The sequence below is a fragment of the Nonomuraea sediminis genome (assembly GCF_018531495.1).
GTDB classification, from domain to species: domain Bacteria; phylum Actinomycetota; class Actinomycetes; order Streptosporangiales; family Streptosporangiaceae; genus Nonomuraea; species Nonomuraea sediminis.
This window is the reverse complement of sequence record NZ_JAHDTI010000001.1, coordinates 232996-252330: the sequence shown is the minus strand read 5'-3', so window position 1 is coordinate 252330 and position 19335 is coordinate 232996. Positions and strand designations below refer to the sequence as shown.

Below are 19335 nucleotides of genomic sequence, written 5' to 3'. Positions count from 1 at the left end.
GATAGCGAGCAACGTGCCGGCCCTCCGATTCCAGTGGTTGTCACCGCGACGGTATTCCACCGTGAGGTCTCCGGGATTCGTGCGGCCACACCAAGACTGTGGCCGAGCTTGGTGCGTGGAACAACGCCGGACCCGGTGGATACCCTGCCGGACATGGGCGATACGACGCGGCGGGGCGCGGTGGCGGCGGGCCTGATGGCGAGCATGGCGCTGGCCGCGATCGACCAGACGATCGTCGCCACGGCCGTGCCGTCGATCGTGCGGGACCTCGGGTCGTTCTCCCTGTTCCCCTGGGTGATCGCCGCCTACCTGCTCACGCAGGCCGTCAGCACGCCCGTGTACGGCAGGCTGGCCGACCTGTTCGGCCGCAAGCCGATGCTGCTGACCGGCATGTCGATCTTCCTGGTGGGCTCGTTGCTCGGCGGCGTGGCCTGGTCGATGCCGGTGCTGATCGTGGCCAGGGCCGTGCAGGGCGTCGGCGCGGGCGCCATCCAGTCGATCACCCAGGTACTCGCGGCCGACCTGTACCCGCTGGAGGAACGCGGCAGGATCAGCGGCCTGCTGTCGTCGGTGTGGGGCGTGTCCGCGCTGGTCGGGCCAGCGCTCGGCGGGATCCTGTCCGAGTTCGGGCTGTGGCGGTGGATCTTCCTGCTGAACCTGCCCGTCGGCGGCGTCGCCTGCCTGATCATCGTGGTGTGGCTGCGCGAGATCGTCGAGCGCCGCCCGCGCCGGCTCGACCTGCTGGGCATCGCGCTGCTCAGCGGCGGCGTGGTCGCGGTGATGCTCGGCCTGCAGACCTCCTCGCCGTGGCCCGTCGCGCTCGGCGTGCTGCTGCTGGCCGGCTTCGGCTGGTGGGAACGGCGGGCCGCCGAGCCGCTGCTGCCGCCGTGGATGTGGCGCAACCGGGCACTGCTCGGCTCCTTCCTGGGCAGCGCGGTCGTCGGGATGGTCCTGGTGGGGCCGACGGTCTACCTGCCGACGTTCGCGCAGGGCGTGCTGGGGGCGGGCGCGATCGCCGCCGGGTTCGCGCTGGCGGTGCAGTCCATCGGCTGGCCGATCACGGCGGCGTTCTCCAACCGGCTCTACATGCGCTACGGCTTCCGCGACACAGCGCTGGCGGGCATCGTGCTCGTCGGGGTGTCGGCGGCCATGTTCTCGCTGATGACGGCCTCGTCGCCGCTGGTGTACGCCGGGCTGTGTTCCTTCGTCAACGGGTGCGGGCTCGGGCTCGTGTCGGTGTCGATGCTGGTGGGGGCGCAGGAGGAGGTCGGCTACGAGCGGCGGGGCGTGGTCACGGGAAGCGTGGTGTTCTTCCGCATCGCCGGCGGGGCGTTCGGCGCCGCCGTGCTCAGCGCGGTGGCCAACGGCACGCTGGCCTCCCGGCTGGGCGGGGGCGCCTCCGTCGACGAGGCGGCCAGGGCGCTCAACGGCGGCTCGGGCGACCACGTCCGCGCCGCGCTCGCGGCGGCGGTGCACAACGTCTTCCTGGCGATGCTCGGCATCGCCGTCCTCGGCCTGCTGGCCATCCTCATCGTCCCCCGCCGCCGCCCACACGCGGCACCTGACTAGCGCAGGCTGCGGACGTCGAGCTCGCGCAGGACCCGGGAGACCACCTCCGGATCGGCGTGCGGGTCGCGCCTGGCCTCGAGGACCGCGTGGCGGGCCGCCGACATCATCTCCTCCTGAACCCGCCTGATCGTCCTGATCCGCTCGGTACGCTGCTCGAAGGCCTCGCGCCGCTCCTCGTCGGCGATCTCCGGGCTGAGGCGGATCCCGAGCTCCACCAGGCGGCGGCCGAGCAGCTCGACCACCTCGTCGGGCAGCCCCTCCGTCTCGTTGATCTCGCGCAGCCGGGCGCGCGCAGCCCTGGCCGCGCGGATCGCCAGGTCCCTCTCCAGCTCCCGCTCCGCGGCGGTGTCCGCCATCACGCCGAGCCTGCGCACCAGCCACGGCAACGTCAGCCCCTGCACCACCAGCGTCACCAGGATCACCGCGAACGCGATCGCGATGATGGCGTCCCTGCCGGGGAAGGGCGCGCCGTCGGCGGTGCGGAACGGGATGGCCAGGGCCAGCGCCACCGAGGCGACGCCGCGCATCCCCGCCCACCACATGACCACGGTCTCGCGCCACCCCAGCGGGATCTCCTGCTCCGGGTGCAGCGCGCCGCGCACCTTCCTGGTCAGCCACGCCGACGGCAGCAGCCACGCCAGCCGTACGACGACCACCACGGCCACCACGGCGGCGCTCCACCACAGCAGCCGGCCGATCCGCGAGGTCAGCGTGTCGAGGACGGTGTGCAGCTCGAGCCCGATCAGCCCGAACGCCACCCCGGTCACCATGGTGTCGACGACCTCCCAGAACGCGCGCCCGGCGAAGCGCCCGTACACGTCGTCGGCGTCCCAGGTGCGCTCGCCCAGGTAGAACGCGGTCGTCAGGACGGCGAGCACGCCCGAGCCGTGCAACTGGTCGGCGGCGACGTAGCTGACGAACGGCACCAGCAGCGACAGCCCGATCTGCAGCGTGGCGTCGCCGAGCAACGCCATGAGCTTGTCCGCCGCCCACCCCACGGCGAACCCGACGGCCACGGCCACGACCGCCGACAGCACGAACGTGCCGATCGCCTCAGGCCAGGAGAACGTGCCGGACACGACGGCCGCGACCGCCACGTGGTACAGCACGATCGCCGTCACGTCGTTGAACAGGCCCTCGCCCTCCAGCAGCGACACCATGCGGCGCGGCAGGCCGAGCGAGCCCGCCACGGAGGTGGCCGCCACCGGGTCGGGCGGCGCGATCAGCGCGCCGAGCGCCGTCGCGGCGGCCAGCGTCAGGCCGGGCACGATCGAGTGCGCCACCACGGCCACCGCCACGGTCGTCACGCACACCAGCGCCACGGCCAGCAGCGAGATCGGCTGCCAGTTGGCCGCGAACTGCCGCCACGAGCTGCGCTGCGCCGCCGCGTACAGCAGCGGCGGCAGCAGCAGGGGCAGCACCAGCTCAGGTGAGATCTGCACGTTCGGCACGAACGGCAGCAGCGCCAGCACCATCCCGAGCAGTGTCATCAGCACCGGGGAGGGCACGCCGAAACGCTCGCCGAGCGGCACCGTGATCAGCGCGCCGAGCAGCACGAGCATCAGCAGCACGAACTGGCCCACGACACCCCCCGACGGCCGCGCTCCTCACCCCGCGTCAGCCATCGTTCCCCGCACGGCCCGCCATATCCGGAATCCCGCTGGCCTGCCTAGCGGTCGAGGATCCGCAGCTCGGGCGGGCCGGACGTGAGCAGCAGCGGGCCCGACGGCGTGCACGCCACCACGTCGGCGATCCGCGCCCCGAACAGGTCGGGCACGTAGATCGCCGGCTCCAGGCACACCGTCATCCCGGACTCCAGGTCCCCCTCGGCCCTGGGGTCCAGGCGCGGCCCCTCGTCCGGACCGAGCCCGACCCCGCGCCCGGCGTGCTCGGCCGCGAACCGCCCATAACCGCTGCCGTCGATCACCTCGCGGACGGTGGCCGCCACCTCTGCCGCCGCTACGCCGTGCCGTATCCGGCCCAGGGCCGCGTGGTGCGCGGACTGCACCACCGAGTACATGGCCTCGAAGTCCTCGGGCGGCTCGGCCACCGCGAACACCCGCCCGACCTCGGCGCAGTAGCCGTCCCACTGCCCGCACAGCGACACCAGCAGCGCGTCGCCCGGGTTGATCACCCGTTCGGACGGGGAGTGCGCGGCCAGCGCGGTGTGCTCGCCCGCCGCGACCCGCAGCGACAGCACCTCCTCGCAGCCGCTCTCCAGCAGCAGCCGCCGCAGCCTGAGCGCCATCGCCCGCTCGGTCGCCCCGAACCAGTCCAGCTGACGCGCCTGCTCGAGCACCGCCTCCGCCGCCGCGGCCGCGCGCTCGATCGCCGTCAGCTCGTGCGGGTGCTTGCGCAGCCGCATCGGCGCCAGTACGGCTGCCGCGGGCACGAGCTCGGCGTCGATCATCAACCCGAACAGCTCCCGCACCCGCATCTCGGGATCGACGCCCACCCGGCGCGCGCCCGCCGGGACGAGCGCGGCCGGATCGCCGGTCTCGGCGGGGCCCGCCTCGAGCGTCAGCACCAGGAAGCCCTCGCCGCGGCCGCCCAGGTAGCGGAAATCGGGGGAGGGACGCAGCACCAGGGCGTCGATCCCGGCCTCCCGCATGCGGGCGCGTACCCGCGTGAGATCCTCCGGCAGCATCACTTCGGCTCGTGCAGCCAGCAGGCGACAGGCCCGAACTCGGGCTCGGAGTCCCTGCACCTGTCCATGACGAGCGGGCAGCGCGGATGGAACCTGCACCCGCCCGGCGGATTCGCCGGATCGGGCACGTCGCCCGCCAGCTCGGCGGGCAGGGTGCCCGCGCCGTCGGGCTTCGGGATGGCCCCCAGCAACGCCTGCGTGTAGGGGTGCTTGGGGTCGTCCCACACCTCGGCCGTGTCGCCCACCTCGACGATCTTGCCCAGGTACATCACGGCAATCCTGTCGGCGATCAGCCGCACCACCGACAGGTCGTGGCTGATGAACAGCAGGCCCGCGCCCGAGTCCACCGCCAGGTCCCGCATCAGCGTGGCGACCTGCGCCTGCGCCGAGGCGTCCAGCGCGGAGATGGGCTCGTCGCCGATCAGCAGCCGGGGCTTGGCCGCCAGCGCGCGGGCGATCGCGATGCGCTGGCGCTGGCCGCCGGAGAACTCGTGCGGATGCCGGTCGGCGAACTCGCGCGGCAGGCCCACCCGCTCCAGCAGGTCCGCGGGCCTGGCCCGGTCGCCGGACACGCGCAGCCCGTCGGCGATCTGGTCGCCGACCTTCCTGCGTGGGTTGAGCGAGGCGTACGGGTCCTGGAAGACCATCTGGATGCCCGTCAGCCTCCTGCGGCGCAGGCCGAGCGGGGTCACCGGCTGCCCTTCAAAGGTGATCGAGCCCTCGGTGATCGGGTTCAGCCCGCAGACGGCGCGGGCGAGCGTGGACTTGCCGCAGCCCGACTCGCCCACCAGGCCGACCACCTCGCCCGCCCGCACGGTCAGGCTGGCGCCCGCCACGGCCCGGACGACGGGCCGCCCGGGGGAGCGGTGCTCGACGGCCAACTCGTCGATCGTGAGGAGACTCATGAGACCGGCTCCGCCGCTCTCATGAGCCTCCAAGGAGAGCTGTGTTTCATGTGTCGCTCGCTTCGCTCGCTCATCAGGAACCCTCCTGGGTCGTCTGCGACTCGGGCAGGGAGTCGAGCAGGGCGCGGGTGTAGGCGTGGGCCGGGCTCGTGAGCACCTGGGCGCGCGGGCCCGTCTCCACCACCAGGCCGTCCTTCATCACGCTGACCTGGTCGGCGACCGCCGACATCACGCCCAGGTCGTGCGTGACCAGCACGATCGCCAGCCCCAGCTCGTCGCACAGGCTCCGCAGCAGCCGCAGGATGCCCGCCTGCACGGTCACGTCCAGCGCCGTGGTCGGCTCGTCGGCGATGAGCACCTTCGGCGAGCAGGCCAGCGCGATGGCGATCGCGATGCGCTGCCGCATGCCGCCGGAGAACTGGTGCGGATAGCGCGCGAAGGCCTCCTCGGCGCCAGGGATGCGCACCTTGCCGAGCAGCTCGACGGCCCGCGCTTTCGCCTCGGCCTTGCCCAGGCCCAGGTGGTGGCGCATGTGCTCGGTCAGCTGCTTCCCGATCGACAGCATCGGGTGCAGGCTGGTGGCCGGGTCCTGGAAGACCATCGCCACCTCGCCGCCGCGCACCTTGTTCAGCTCTTTGGGCGACAGCGCGAGCAGGTCGCGCTCGCCGAGCGCGATGCGTCCCGTCGTCCGTGCGCCGTGCGGCAGCAGTCCCAGGACGGCCAGGCCGGTCATGGTCTTGCCCGACCCGCTCTCCCCGGCCAGCCCGTGCACGGTGCCGGGCTCGACGGCCAGGTCGATGCCGCGCAGGATCTCCCTGCCGCGGATCGTGACCTTCAGATCGGTGATGTTCAGCATCAGAGGGCACGCTCCTTGATGGCCCGGGCCGTCCGCGGGTCGAGCGCGTCGCGCAGCGTGTCACCCAGGAAGTTGAACGCCAGCACCACGGTCAGGATCGCCAGGCCCGGGAACGTGGCCACCCACCAGCTGTCGAACACCTCGACGCCGGAGGCCACCATCGCGCCCCACTCGGGGGACGGCGGCTTGGCGCCCAGGCCGAGGAACGACAGGCCGGACAGCAGCAGCAGCGCGGTGCCGATGTCGAGCGTGGCCAGCACCAGGATCGGGCCGGTCACGTTGGGCAGCACGTCCACGCGCAGCGATCGCCAGGCCGAGAAGCCGAGCAGGCGGCCGCTCAGCACGAACTCCCGCTCCCGCACGCCCAGCACCAGCCCGCGCGTGACGCGGGCGTAGGCGGGCCAGGCCACCACGAGTACGGCGAGCACCGCGTTGGTCAGGCTCGCGCCGAGCGCCGCGGCCACCACCATCGCCAGGATGACCGTGGGGAAGGCGAACACCAGGTCCGCCACGCGCATGATGGTTTCGCCCACCCATTTGCCGAAATATCCGGCGGCGGCTCCGAGCAGCCCGCCGACCAGCACCGACAGGACCACCAGGAGCAGCGTGAGCGGGATCGAGACCCGTGCGCCGTACATGATCCTGGACAGGATGTCGCGGCCGAGCTGGTCCGTGCCGAACCAGTGGCCAGGGCCGGGCGGGGCCAGGCGCGGCAGGTCCTGGGCGAGCGGATCGTGCGGGGCCAGGGCGGGCGCCGCGATCGCGATCACCAGCCAGGCCAGCGCGATGAGCGTGCCCGCGATGGCCAGCGGCTGGCGCCAGGCCTCGGGCAGCCACCGCGTCAGGCCCTTCCTGGCGAGAGTGTCGTCCGTCATTGCAACCTCACCCGCGGGTCGATCACGCCGTAGAGCACGTCCACGATCAGGTTGATCACCAGGTAGACCACGCCGACCACCAGGCCGACGCCCATCACGGCGGGCAGGTCCAGCGTGGTGGCGCTCTTGTAGGCGTACTGGCCGACGCCCGGCCAGGCGAAGATCGCCTCGACCAGCACGGTGCCCGACAGCAGCGAACCGAAGGCCAGGCCCGCGACCGTGATGATGGGCACCAGCGCCGAGCGCAGCACGTAACGGAACAGGATCACCCGCGGCGGCAGGCCCTTGGCCCTGGCCGCCCGCACGTAGTCCTGACCCAGCACCTCCAGCACCGCGCTCCTGGTGAAGCGGGTGAGCAGGCCGATCGTGTACAGCGCGAGCACCAGCGCCGGGGTGATCAGGTGGCCGACCGCGGAGGCGAACACGTCCCACTGCCCGGCAAGCAGCGCGTCGACCGTGGTCAGCCCGGTCACGGTGGGGGGAGCGCCGAGCGCAGGGTCCACCCTGCCGCTGCCCGGCGTGATCTGCAGCCGGTAGAAGAAGACGTAGAAGGCCACCAGCGCCAGCCAGAACGTCGGCACCGAGATCCCGATCAGGCTCAGCAGCCGCAGCGCGTGGTCCGACAGGCGGTCCCTGCGCAGGGCGGCGATCACGCCGAAGGCCACGCCGAGGATCAGCGAGATGACGATCGCCGCGCCCGCCAGCTCCAGCGTGGCCGGGACGAACTCGGCCAGGTCCTGGCTGACCGGCCGGTGGCTCTGCTGGCTCATGCCCAGGTCGCCGTGGGTCAGCCCCTGCAGGTGCAGCAGGTACTGCTGCCACAGCGGCTTGTCCAGGCCGTGCTCGCTCCTCCACTGGGCCACGATCGCCGGGTCGCCCAGGGCGCGCTGGCCCAGGTTGGCGGCCACCGGGTCGCCGGGGACCAGGTTGGTGAGCACGAACGTCACCAGCGTGATGCCCCAGGCCAGGAGGATCGCGATGAGGATCCTCCTGACCAGGAATCGTGCCAGGGGGTGCTTCACTACTGCGCGCCCAGAGAGGCGATGTCGACGGTCCAGACCGGGTGGTACTCCAGGCCCGTGACCGAGGAGGCCGTCACGATGTTCTGGCTCGGCTGGATCAGCGGGATGAACGGGCCGGAGGCGTTCAGCTTGGTCTGCACGTCGGCGTAGGCCTGCTTGCGGGCGTCGTCGCCGATCGCCGTCGCGGCCTTCTCACCGGCGGCCTCGATGTCCTTGGCCGCGCCTTCCTTCCAGCCGGCCCGCTTGCCGACGGTCTTGCCGGGCAGGAAGGCCAGGTAGTCGCTCGGGTCCGGGTAGTCAGGACCCCAGTACCACAGGCCCAGCTCCTCCTTGCCGTTGCGGTAGTTGTCCAGCGCCGTGGTGATCGGGGCGGGCGCCAGGTCCACCGTGATGCCGACCTCCTTGAGGTTGGCCTGGATCCGCTCGGCCAGCGGCTGGAACGACAGGCCGTTGACGGTCAGCTCGCTGGGGTACTCCAGCTTGACCGTCGGGTTCGACACGCCGCTCTCCGCCAGGGCCTTCTTGGCGCCCTCGACGTCGCGCTTGGCCGCCTGGTCGGCGGGCAGCGCGCCGAGCAGCTGCGACGGGATCACGCCGGGCGACTGCGTCGCGCCCTCACCGGCCAGCTCGAGCAGGCCCGCGTAGTCGACGCCCTTGCGGACGGCCTCGACGAACTTGGCGTTCGGCGTGGTCTTGCTGATGGCCGAGTCCTGGTTGGCCAGCAGGAAGATGACGTTGGCCGAGGCGGTCTTCTTGACCGTCAGGTTGGCCGGCATCCCCTTGATCTGGTCGCCCGACAGGTTGAGCGCCACCTGGCTGTCGCCGCGCTGGACGTTCAGCTTCTGCGTGGCGGCCTCGACGTTGCGGATGACGACCTTCTCGTAGGTCGGCTTGGTGCCGTAGTACTTGGGGTTCGCCTTGAGCACGACCTGGCTGCTGACGTTGAACGAGTCGATCGTGTACGGGCCCGAGCCCGCCGAGGCGGAGTTGAGGTACTGCTCGGCCTTGTCCTGCGCGTCGGTCGTGCCGCCGTGCTCCTTGACGACCTTGCTGTTGACGATCCCCAGCGCGGGGTTCGGCAGGATGTACGGCAGGGCCGGGTTGGCCGTCTTCGAGGTCAGGGTGACCGTGGAGTCGTCGGTCTTGGCCACGTCAACGCCGTCGAGCAGGAACGACGGGGTGCCCTTCATGTCGCGCACCCGGGTGAGCGAGAACACCACGTCGTCCGCGGTGATCGGCGAGCCGTCGGAGAACGTCGCGCCCTTCTTCAGCTTGAGCGTCAGCGTCTTGCCGTCGCCGGACAGTTCGTAGGACTCGGCCAGCTGCGGCACGGGCTTGGTCACGTCGGCGCCCTGGAAGGTCAGGAGCGTCTCGTAGGCGGCCTTGTCCACGAACAGGCCGGTCGGCTCATAGGTGCGGCCGGGGTCGGCGGTCTTCAGGTCGAAGGACGTGTCGATGACCAGGGTCTTGCCGCCACCGCCCGCGGAGGCGGGGGTCTTGGATCCGCCGCCGCTGCCGCAGGCGGCCAGGGCGAGTGCACCGGCGAGCAGCACAGCCGCCGTCTGCGAGCGGGTCGCCATGATTGTCCTCCAGATGGACGATTGGCCAAAGGTTGTCCGGGATTGTCCGGCAGAGTGTCCAGGTCCTGTGCACTCGGTAAGACGGATATAAAGGGGCGGGAGGTAATGATGAGTGAAATTTCTAGGAATGGTAACGGCGGCGGCGGTCAAACTGGACGGATCGGCATCGGTCTCGAGCTGGACGCCATCCATATGAAGATCCTCGAGGTCCTGCGCGAGAACGGCAGGATCTCGATCGCCGCGCTGGCCGAAAGGGTGGGCATCTCCCGCGCCAACGCCTACACCCGCTTCGAGGCGCTGCGCGCGGACGGAGTGATCAAACGCTTCACCGCCGAGATCGACCACGGGCGCACCGGGCTCGGCATCACCGCACTGATCTTCGTGACCGTGCGGCAGCAGATGTGGAAGCAGTTCAGGGCCGAACTGGCCAGGATGCCCGAGGTCGAGTACTGCGCGATCACGACCGGCCAGCACGACGCGATGATCCAGGTCAGGGTCGCGGACGTGGCCGAGGTGCACACCATGGTCACCGACCGCCTGGCCAACATCCCCGCGGTCAAGGCCACCGAGACGGTCTTCATCCTGGACGAGGTGCTGCACCGCCCCTACGTGCTGCCCTCCGACAGGCGCCCCGCGCGCCCGGCACGGCGGGCAGGCCAGGACGGCGGGGGCGAGGTGCCGCTCGGCAAGATGCGTTTCGTGGGCGCCGCCGAAGGTCGCGGCGCCCTGCAGAAGGACTAGGCGAGCGCCTCCACGCAGACACTGACATGCTGCGTGTCGTCCCCGTCGAACTGGAACTCCTCCACCAGGCGCAGGCGGCCGTCGGCCTCCCTCTCGATGCGGCTGCTGCTCTGGCCGCCTGCCCGCCCGCCTTCCTTGAGGGCGTGCACGTAGGAGATCGTGATCTGGTCGTCGTCCCTGGTGCCGACGAAGCGGCCGACGGTGACGGTGTCGCCGGTGTAGCTCCCCCAGATGAGACCGTCCTCCTCCCAGTAGAGGAACTCGGTGGGACCGTCGGGATCCACATCGCTCGCCGTCGAGCTCACCATCACGAATTTGCGGCCATTGAGATTCACGGCGGCCATGGTGCTGATATTTCCGGCATCGGGCTCGTCGGCTGGACGGATCGCGCGGCAGGCCGTTCCTGAGAGGAAGATCTGTCCACATCTGGGACAACAGGGGCAGCGGGCGCATCTGTTTGTTCGGCAGGCGAGATGACTGCTCTGCGTGATACATAAATCACTCACAGTCAACCAAGCCTGGGGAGAGCTTCATGGTTGCGTACGCCCTCGCGATGGCGGCGGCAGTGGGCGTGGTGGCAGTCACCGCCATCCTGTTCAGGACGTTGAAGCGGGGGAGCGAGGACAGCGATCCCGGGGGCCCGACGGCGGGCCACGCGGGGGCGATGCTGTCGGCGCTGTTCCTGCTGGTGTTCGCCATCGCCATCATCGTGCCGTGGACCACCGCCGACGCCGCCAGGCAGAACACGCACGCCGAGAGCCAGGCGGCCGTGGACGCCTACTGGTCCGCCGGCGACCTGCCCGGCACGGCAGGGGAGCAGGTGCGCCAGGGGCTGCGTGACTACATCGGGTTCGTCGTCGACGACGAGTGGCCCTACCTCGAGCGCGGGCGGCTCGACCCGGCAGGCAACGAGCGGCTCGACGCGATGCGCAGCCAGGTGGCCCAGCTCAAGACCGTCAGCGACGATCAGCGCGAGACGCAGGGCGAGGTGCTCGACCACCTGCGCGAGCTGTCGGCCGACAGGGCGCAGCGCGGCGCGGACGCGGCGACCACGCCGCCCGACGGCCTGCTGCTGCTCACGATCCTGACCGGCCTGGTCATCATCGTCTTCCCGTTCCTGGCCGGTGCCAGGCCGCGGGGGCTGGCCATCCTGCCGCTGGTGGCGATGGCGGCCATGCTGGGCTTCGGGGTCTACCTGACGTGGGACATCTCGCACGTCTTCGGCGGGCCGCTGGCGGTGGGGCCTGACGCGTTCCGCTCGGCGCTGCAGGAGTTCGCCCGGATCTCCGGGGGCGTCTGACCGTGGCCGGGCCACGCACGCCGCTCCTGTTCGCCTTCCTGTTCCTCACCCTCCTCGTCGCCGTCCCCACCACGGCCTCCGCCCTGGCCCCCACCCCGCCGTCCGGTACGGCCGGCAAGATCGCCACCGTGGACGCGGCGCCTCACCCGAGTCCGGGCGCTTCGGTGGAAGCGGTTCACGCGAAGCCGGACGCTGCGGTTCAGGGGAATCCGGGCGTTTCCGCGGGGCTGGGACATGGTGGGCCGAGCGCCTCGGTGGGGCCCGAGGGCGTGAGCGCCGAGGTGGGGGGTGACATGGTCGTGGCAGGGTCCGGGGTGGGGGTCTGCGTGGACGTGTCGGGTGTGGTCGTGGTCGCGATCGGCGCCTGCGGCGAGCCGCCCGCGGTGGCGACCCCCGAACCGGAGCCCACGCCCACGCCGACGCCGACCCCGACCCCCACGGTCAGCCGGACGCCCAGGCCTACGCCGACACCCACGCCGACCCCCGCGCCGACGCCGACGCCGGGCAAGCGGGCGGTCATCGCTTCCGCACCCACGCCCACGGTGAAGTCGCCGACGCCGCGGCCCTCGCACGTGTGGCTCCAGCACGCGGCCCCGCCGCCGCACAGGAGGAGCACGCCGCTGGCGACCGTGCTGATCATGGTGGTCGTCAGCACGCTGGTGGCCACGACCGGCGCCATCGCCTTCGGCGCCAAGTAACGGACCCGCGAACGCGGCGCCCGGAGCCTGAGGCCAGGGTTCGGGGTCGTGAACGTGCCACGGCGCCCGGAGTCCTGATGCCAGGGTTCCGGGCGCCGTGGCGGCGGGGTCAGTGTCAGCGACTCGCCGTGAGCGCCGGTCGCGGGTCCTCAGCCGGAGTGCGGCGGGCGGCGGGTGGGGTGGCCTGCCGTACGGGAGAGGTCAGTTGCCGGGGCCTACCCGCATCATCTGCTCGTTCATGATGAGGAACGCGCCCAGGCCGTGGAAGTCGTTGGTGTTGCGGGCGCGGTTGAAGTAGTAGCTCAGCGTGTCGTCGACGTTGGTGCCCTCGCTGATGTCGGTGATGTTGGTGCGGCCGTCGGAGCCGAGCGAGATCCGGGCGAGCACCCCCTGGTAGCCGCGGTCGGCGTAGACGCGGTAGGACGGGTCGACGTAGCCGCGCTCCACCGAGCGGGAGATCGTGTAGGTGTACATCGCCGAGCACGAGGTCTCGGTCCAGTTGGCGGAGTTGGTCGGCTCGGTCACCACCTGGAACCAGCGGCCCGTGGCCGGGTCCTGCCAGCGGGCGTAGGCGGGGACGAGCTCGCGCAGCATGTCGATCAGCGCCTGCCGGTCGGGGTGGTCGGCCGGGATGAGGTCGAGGATGTCGAGCGTGGCCATGCCGAACCAGCCGATCGCCCGGCACCAGGAGATCCCGTTGGTGTTGCCGAGCGACGGCTTCACCCAGGAGGCCGTCAGCCCGCCCGGCTCGTCGTAGGCGTGGTAGAGCAGCCCGGCCGCCGTGCCCGAGGTCCTGTGCAGGTGGCTGTAGTACACCTTGAGCTGCTTGGCGGGCTCGGTCCTGGTGAAGGTGTCGGCCTGGACCCAGGCCCCGTACCTGGCCACGAACGGGTCGGCCATGTAGGTGCCGTCGGCCCACAGCTGGCCCTGGCGCGAGTCGGAGGTGGAGTGCCACCAGCCGCCGTCGGAGGTGCGCGGGTAGGTGTTGAGCCGGGTGCGGATCTTCGCGGCGGCCGTGCGGTACTTGGCCTGTCCCGTCTCCTTGTACAGGGCCAGCAGCACGTTGCCCGACTGCATGCTGTCGAGGTTGTTGAAGCTCTGCGAGATGTTGCCCGAGGAGTCGACGAAGCGGTCGGCCCAGTCCTTGATGTACTGCAGGTAGCGCGGGTCACCGGTGCGTTGCCAGACCAGGTACTGCCCCCACAGGTACAGCCCGCGCTGGTATCCCCAGCTGCCCAGCGTGGCGGGCGTGTAGCGGGCCATGGTCGACTCGACCAGGGCCTTGGACCAGTCGGTGCCCCCGCTGCCGCCCGTGTCGACGGTCAGCGAGTCGACGTTGGGGCCGCCGTTGGCGGTGGTCGCGGTGGCGGTGACGGTGTTCGATCCGGACACCAGCGGGACCGGCAGGCTCAGGGTGCGCCAGGTGTCCCAGTTCCCGGTGCCGGGGAAGGACCGGTTGACGGTCGTGCCGTTGACCGTGATGTCCATCGGCCGGTCGGTCGTGGTCCCGTTGGCGTAGCGCAGCACCAGCGTGACGGACTGGGCCTGCGACGACGGAATGCTCCACGTCACCGACGAGCCGGTCACGTTGTCGTAGTTGACGAAGCCGGTGCCGGTGAAGCCCGCGTGGTTGGACTCCACGACACCCTGGGCGATCGTGGCGTTCTCCGCCTCGTACAGGGTGGTGGCGGCCGAGGCGGGCACCGGCTGGACGAGCAGCACTCCCACCGCCAAGGCGGCGACATGTCGGAATCTGGGGGACACGGGCTTCTCCTCTTAGGACTTGACCGTAAGTGATGCCTCCGGACAGGAGGACAGATCCAACCTTTCGCCTCGCCTAGGGTTGCATCCTTCGCCGTCGGGAGTCCAGATCCCACTTACATCGGATGTATTTAGAAAGTGAGGTTAGGAAACCTTCCTAAGAATTGGAGCGTTCCAAGCGTTGACGGATGTGTCAATTTGTGGGAACACGGTGGAAAGCTCCAATCTCTCGCCGAGTGATACCCCCCAGCCAGGAGCACCCATGAAGTTACGCGCCCTCATCGGCGTTCTCGCGCTAGCGGCCGGGATGTTAACCGTCCTGACCGGCCCCGCGTCGGCCGCGCCCACGCGCTACGAGGCCGAGAACGCGACGATCTCCCAGGGTGTCGTGGAGTCCAACCACACGGGCTTCAGCGGCACCGGCTTCGTCAACGGCGACAACGTGGCCGGGTCCTACACGGAGTGGACGGTCAACGCCGCCACCGCGGGCACCGCCACCATCGCCATCCGCTACTCCAACGGCACCACCGTCGACCGGCCCGGCGACGTCGCGGTCAACGGCAATGTGGTGTCCGCCGCCCGGAGCTTCCCGTCCACCACGAACTGGGACACCTGGGTCACCTCCACCCTGACCGCCCCGGTCAACGCCGGCAGCAACAAGATCCGCATCACCGCGACGACCGCGAACGGCAACCCGAACCTGGACTTCGTCGACGTCGAGGTCTCCTCCACGGTCACCACGCAGTACCAGGCCGAGAACGCCACGATCTCGCAGGGCGTCGTGGCCACCAACCACACCGGCTACACCGGCACGGGCTTCGTGGACTACGTGAACACGGTCGGCAGCTACATCGAGTGGAACGTCTCCGCCCCCGTGGCGGGCAGCGCCACGCTGGCCTTCCGCTACGCCAACGGCACCACGGCCGACAGGCCGATGGACATCACGGTCAACGGCGCCACGACCAACAAGTCCTTCCCGGTCACCACGAACTGGGACACCTGGGCCACGGTCTCGCTCACCGCCAACCTCAGCGTGGGCAACAACATCGTCCGCGCCACGGCGACCACCGCCAACGGCGGCCCGAACGCGGACCGGCTGGACGTGACCACCGGCACCAGCTCCGACACCGAGAAGCCGACCGCGCCCGGCCAGCCGACGTGCGACGACAACAACAACACCGACACCACGATCCCGCTGGACTGGCCGCCGTCCACCGACAACGTGGGCGTGGTGGCCTACGACATCTACAACCTGGGCCAGCAGATCGCCACCGCCCCCGCCCCGCCGTACACGGTCACGGGGCTGAACGCGAGCAGCACGTACACCATCTCGGTGTTCGCCCGCGACGCGGCCGGCAACGTCTCGCTGAGCAGCCCTGAGGTCGTCTGCCACACCAAGGCGCCCACGGGTGACACGCCGCCCACCAAGCCGGGCACGCCGGCGATCTCCAACGTCACCGCCACCGGCGCGACCGCGACGTGGACCGCCTCCACCGACGACCACGGCGTGGCCTCCTACAAGGTGCGCAACCACGCCACCGGGACCGTGCTGGCCAGCGTGCCCGGCACGACCGCGTCGGTGCCGCTCGAGTGCAACACCACCTACACCCTCGATGTGGTGGCGGTGGACACCATCAGCCAGAACTCGGCCCCGAGCGACCCGTCGAATTCCTTCACCACCCCGTCGTGCGGGACCGTGCCGCAGTCGCCGACCACCGTGGCCGGCAGCTGGGACGTGCCGTGGGACATCGCGTGGGCACCCGACGCCTCGCAGGCGCTGGTGACCGAGCGCGACACGTTCAAGGTCTTCAAGGTCTCGCCGACCGGGACGAAGACGCAGGTCGGCACCGTGCCCAACGTCGTCACCACCGACGGCGAGGGCGGCCTGATGGGCGTGCAGTTCTCGCCCACCTGGAACGGCACCACGGACCAGCAGGTGTTCTTCATGCACACCGCCTCCGAGGGCAACCGCGTCGCCACGATGAACTACAACGGCACCTCGCTCAGCGGCTACTCGGCGATCCTGACCGGGATCAACAAGAACCGCTACCACAACGGCGGCCGCATCCGCTTCGGCCCCGACCACTACCTGTACGTCACCACCGGTGACGCGCAGCAGAGCAGCAACGCACCGAACCTGAGCTCGCTCAACGGCAAGATCCTGCGCATCACCAAGACCGGCGCGGCCGCCCCCGGCAACCCGTTCGGGACCCGCGTGTGGAGCTACGGCCACCGCAACCCGCAGGGCATCACCTGGGACTCCGCCGGCCGGATGTGGGAGTCGGAGCTGGGCAACTCGGCCTTCGACGAGCTCAACCTGATCCAGCCGGGCAAGAACTACGGCTGGCCCACCTGCGAGGGCAACTGCTCGACCTCCGGCATGACGAACCCGAAGTACCAGTGGGACGTCTCGGTCGCCTCGCCCAGCGGCATCGACTACGTCAACGGCGCCCTGTTCATGGCCGCGCTGCGCGGCCAGCGCCTGTGGCGGATCGTGCTCAACGGCGAGAACGTCTCGTCCGTCAACTCCTACTTCAACAGCACGTACGGCCGGCTCCGCGCGGTGACCAAGGTGCCGGGAGCCAGCGCCATCTGGTTCGGCTCCACGAACTCCGACAACAACGGCAACGGAAACCCCGACGTGATCCGCCGTTCCAACATCCAGTAACCGCCTGCCCCCTCCCGGCGGCCGCGTCTCCTCCAGCGCGGCCGCCGGGCACATCCGCGTTTCTCGATGCACGGCAGGAAAGGTGATCTGATGACGGTGTCACGCAGGGTCGTCCTGGGTTCGGCCTTCGGCGGGCTGGCCGTGGCCGCGCTCGGCTCCGCGCAGCGGGCGGGGGCCGAGGCAGGGTGGACGCTGGACAACCGGATGTCCACCGACGACCAATGGGCCGAGTTCCTGAAAAATCAGGATCTAGGGTGGACTGTGTTGCCCGGGGTCTGGCACGAGGGCCCGTTCCTCGGCGACGGCCTGCTCGGCAGCATGGTCTACCAGGAGCCGGGGGCCAACCAGGTCCGCTTCACCACGCAGCACGGCCGGGTCCAGGACCACCGGCCGCAGTACGGCAGCGGGTTCGGCACGTGCCGCCTGCCCGTCGGCCATCTCACGCTCGACCCGGTGGGCAGCATCGTCGGCGTCGACTGGCGGCTGAGCCTGTGGGACGCCGAGCTGGCCGGGACCATCACCACCACGTCCGGGAAGATCACGTTCACGGCGTTCATCCACGACGAGCTGTTCGTGGCCAAGGCGACCGCCTCCGGTTCGGAGCAGGTCCGCTGGACGTTCCACCCGGAGGCGGCCAACAGCCCGCGCGAGGCCTCCGAGGCCCCGCCGTCGGGCTACACGCACAACCCGGCCTGGACCACCAAGACGACCGGCGACGTCAAGCAGGTCCTGCAGGCCCTGGTGGGCGGCGGCCAGACGGCGACCGCCTACCGCCAGAGCGGCGACGTGATCACGCTGAGCGTCGCCCACAGCTTCCCCTCCACCACGGCCGCCGCGGCGACCTCGCTGGCCAAGGTGCAGAACGCCAAGCCGTACGACGCCCTGCGGGCCGACCATCAGACGTGGTGGCACGCCTTCTACCGCAAGAGCTTCGTGTCCATCCCCGACCAGCGGCTGCAGTCCTTCCACTGGATCCAGCTGTACAAGGTGGCCTGCGCGACCCGGGCGGGCGCGCCGGTGATGGCCACCACCGGGCCGTGGCTGGAGCCGACGCCGTGGCCGGGCGTGTGGTGGAACCTCAACGTGCAGCTGGAGTACTGGCTGATCCACGGCTCCAACCACCTGGAGCTCGACTCGGTCACCAGCACGCTGGACGCCAACCGGGCGCAGCTGACCGCGAACGTGGGCAGCGCCTACCGCGCCGACTCCTCGGGCGTGGGGCGCAGCTCCGACATGTTCGCCAACAGGAGCGTGGGCACGCCGGGCAGCGGGGCCGAGGTCGGCGACCTGACCTGGGCGCTGCACAACGTCTGGCTGTCCTACCGGCACACGATGGACGAGGCGCTCATGCGCGACGTCCTGTTCCCGCTGCTGAAACGGGCGATCAACTACTACCTGCACTTCCTGGCCACGGGCTCGGACGGCAAGCTGCACCTGCCCTCCACGCTGTCGCCGGAGTACCCGGTGGTGCCGCCGCAGGACACCAACTACGACCTGGCGCTCATCCGCTGGGGCTGCCAGGCGCTGCTCGACTCGGGGATCGACGACCCACTCAGGCCGACCTGGCAGCGGGTGCTGAGCACGCTCACGCCGTACCCGACCGACACCAACGGCTACATGATCGGCGCGAGCACGCCGTACGCGCAGTCGCACCGGCACTACTCCCACCTCCTGATGATCTATCCGCTGTATCTCGTGAACTGGGACCAGCCGGGCAACCGCCCCCTGATCGAGAAGTCGATCGTGCGCTGGCACGCGCTCACCGGCGCCCACCGCGGCTACAGCTACACCGGCGCCGCGTCGATGTACGCCATGATGGGCCGCGGCGACACGGCGCTGTCGTACCTGATGAAGTTCTTCGACCCGGCCACGTCGTTCCCGTGCCGGGCCAACACCCACTACACCGAGGCCGGCCCGGTCATCGAGACGCCGCTGTCGGCCTCGCAGTCCATCCACGACCTGCTCTGCCAGTCGTGGGGCGGCATCGTCCGGATCTTCCCCGCCGTCCCCACGAGCTGGCCCGACGCCGCGCTGCACGACTTCCGCACCCAGGGCGCCTTCCTCGTCTCGGCCGTACGGCAGGCCGGCGTGACCCGCTTCGTCCGCGTCCGCTCGCTGGCCGGGGCTCCGCTCAAGCTCAAGCACGGGATGACGGGCACGGTCACAGCGGTGCTCGACGACGGCACCCCGGCGGCCGTCACCGACCTGGGCGACGGCGTCGTCCAGATCGCGCTGGCCAAGGACCGCGAGGTGCTCGTGCACACCGGCGCGCAGCCGCCGCTGGTGATCGCGCCGGTGCCGATCACCAAGCCGGGCCCGGGCTGGGGGCTGCCGGGCGGCACCGAGTACCAGGCGGAGAACGCGCGGATCTCGCAGGGCGCCGTGGAGTCCAACCACCTCGGCTACACCGGCACCGGGTTCGTCAACTTCGACAATGTCGCCGGGTCCTACGCCGAGTTCAGCGTGACGGCCGCGGCGGCAGGGCCGTACACGATCACCTTCCGCTACGCCAACGGCACCACCACCAACCGGCCGATGGACATCGCGGTCAACGGCACGACCGTCAACCGCACCTTCACCGGCACCGGTTCGTGGGACACCTGGCAGACGCTGTCCATCACCGCCCAGCTCGCCGCGGGGGCCAACACGATCAGGGCGACGGGCACGACCGCGAGCGGGGGACCCAACCTCGACAAGATCACTATCGGATAGG

General features: G+C 70.6%; 15 protein-coding genes. 6 read left to right on the top strand and 9 right to left on the bottom strand.

Annotated features, from left to right (window positions below; translation table 11 throughout):
* The first annotated feature begins 153 nt into the window (after positions 1-153).
* On the top strand, positions 154-1569 hold the full coding sequence (locus KIK09_RS01125; RefSeq protein ID WP_214316709.1) for an MFS transporter: 1416 nt from the start codon (positions 154-156) through the stop codon (positions 1567-1569).
* Here the strand turns inward: KIK09_RS01125 and KIK09_RS01120 are convergent.
* The 7 genes from KIK09_RS01120 to KIK09_RS01090 all read right to left on the bottom strand — a co-directional run bounded on the left by KIK09_RS01120 (position 1566) and on the right by KIK09_RS01090 (position 9454).
* A complete protein-coding gene (locus KIK09_RS01120; protein ID WP_308163875.1) occupies positions 1566-3152 on the bottom strand; it encodes a Na+/H+ antiporter in 1587 nt (528 codons plus the stop codon). The two genes, KIK09_RS01125 and KIK09_RS01120, sit on opposite strands and share 4 nt — an antisense overlap.
* Positions 3153-3238: 86 nt before the next feature.
* Positions 3239-4216 (bottom strand): M24 family metallopeptidase, encoded by a 978-nt coding sequence (locus tag KIK09_RS01115; RefSeq protein ID WP_214317982.1) that lies wholly within the window; start codon positions 4214-4216, stop codon positions 3239-3241.
* On the bottom strand, positions 4216-5121 hold the full coding sequence (locus KIK09_RS01110) for an ABC transporter ATP-binding protein (protein ID WP_214316708.1): 906 nt from the start codon (positions 5119-5121) through the stop codon (positions 4216-4218). Before KIK09_RS01110 ends, KIK09_RS01115 begins: the two co-directional genes overlap by 1 nt.
* Before the next feature lie 73 nt (positions 5122-5194).
* On the bottom strand, positions 5195-5977 hold the full coding sequence (locus tag KIK09_RS01105) for an ABC transporter ATP-binding protein (RefSeq protein ID WP_214316707.1): 783 nt from the start codon (positions 5975-5977) through the stop codon (positions 5195-5197).
* Entirely contained in the window at positions 5977-6852 is an 876-nt protein-coding gene (locus KIK09_RS01100; protein WP_214316706.1) for an ABC transporter permease, read from the bottom strand. The genes KIK09_RS01105 and KIK09_RS01100 overlap by 1 nt, the downstream gene beginning before the upstream one ends.
* Complete coding sequence (locus KIK09_RS01095) at positions 6849-7874, bottom strand: ABC transporter permease (RefSeq protein ID WP_308163874.1); 1026 nt, start codon at positions 7872-7874, stop codon at positions 6849-6851. The genes KIK09_RS01100 and KIK09_RS01095 overlap by 4 nt, the downstream gene beginning before the upstream one ends.
* Positions 7874-9454: an ABC transporter substrate-binding protein gene (locus KIK09_RS01090; RefSeq protein WP_214316705.1), complete on the bottom strand. Its 1581-nt coding sequence runs from the start codon at positions 9452-9454 to the stop codon at positions 7874-7876. Before KIK09_RS01090 ends, KIK09_RS01095 begins: the two co-directional genes overlap by 1 nt.
* A gap of 105 nt (positions 9455-9559) precedes the next feature.
* Here KIK09_RS01090 and KIK09_RS01085 point away from each other — a divergent pair, with 105 nt between their 5' ends.
* Positions 9560-10195: an Lrp/AsnC family transcriptional regulator gene (locus tag KIK09_RS01085; RefSeq protein ID WP_308163873.1), complete on the top strand. Its 636-nt coding sequence runs from the start codon at positions 9560-9562 to the stop codon at positions 10193-10195.
* Here KIK09_RS01085 and KIK09_RS01080 read toward each other — a convergent pair.
* Positions 10192-10530, bottom strand: coding sequence for an avidin-fold protein (locus KIK09_RS01080; protein ID WP_308163872.1), 339 nt, complete (start codon positions 10528-10530; stop codon positions 10192-10194). The two genes, KIK09_RS01085 and KIK09_RS01080, sit on opposite strands and share 4 nt — an antisense overlap.
* 197 nt (positions 10531-10727) lie before the next feature.
* Between KIK09_RS01080 and KIK09_RS01075 the strand changes: the two genes are divergently transcribed.
* Entirely contained in the window at positions 10728-11495 is a 768-nt protein-coding gene (locus tag KIK09_RS01075) for a bestrophin-like domain (protein WP_214316703.1), read from the top strand.
* 2 nt (positions 11496-11497) lie between these two features.
* Complete coding sequence (locus KIK09_RS01070) at positions 11498-12193, top strand: hypothetical protein (protein ID WP_214316702.1); 696 nt, start codon at positions 11498-11500, stop codon at positions 12191-12193.
* 201 nt (positions 12194-12394) lie between these two features.
* Here KIK09_RS01070 and KIK09_RS01065 read toward each other — a convergent pair whose 3' ends face one another.
* Positions 12395-13957, bottom strand: a complete 1563-nt coding sequence (locus tag KIK09_RS01065) for a glycoside hydrolase family 88 protein (protein WP_214316701.1) — start codon at positions 13955-13957, stop codon at positions 12395-12397.
* A 259-nt stretch (positions 13958-14216) separates the two neighbouring features.
* Here KIK09_RS01065 and KIK09_RS01060 point away from each other — a divergent pair, with 259 nt between their 5' ends.
* Positions 14217-16622: a PQQ-dependent sugar dehydrogenase gene (locus tag KIK09_RS01060; protein ID WP_214316700.1), complete on the top strand. Its 2406-nt coding sequence runs from the start codon at positions 14217-14219 to the stop codon at positions 16620-16622.
* Between the two features lie 90 nt (positions 16623-16712).
* Complete coding sequence (locus KIK09_RS57260) at positions 16713-19334, top strand: glycosyl hydrolase family 95 catalytic domain-containing protein (protein ID WP_250572479.1); 2622 nt, start codon at positions 16713-16715, stop codon at positions 19332-19334.
* Position 19335: the final 1 nt, after the last annotated feature.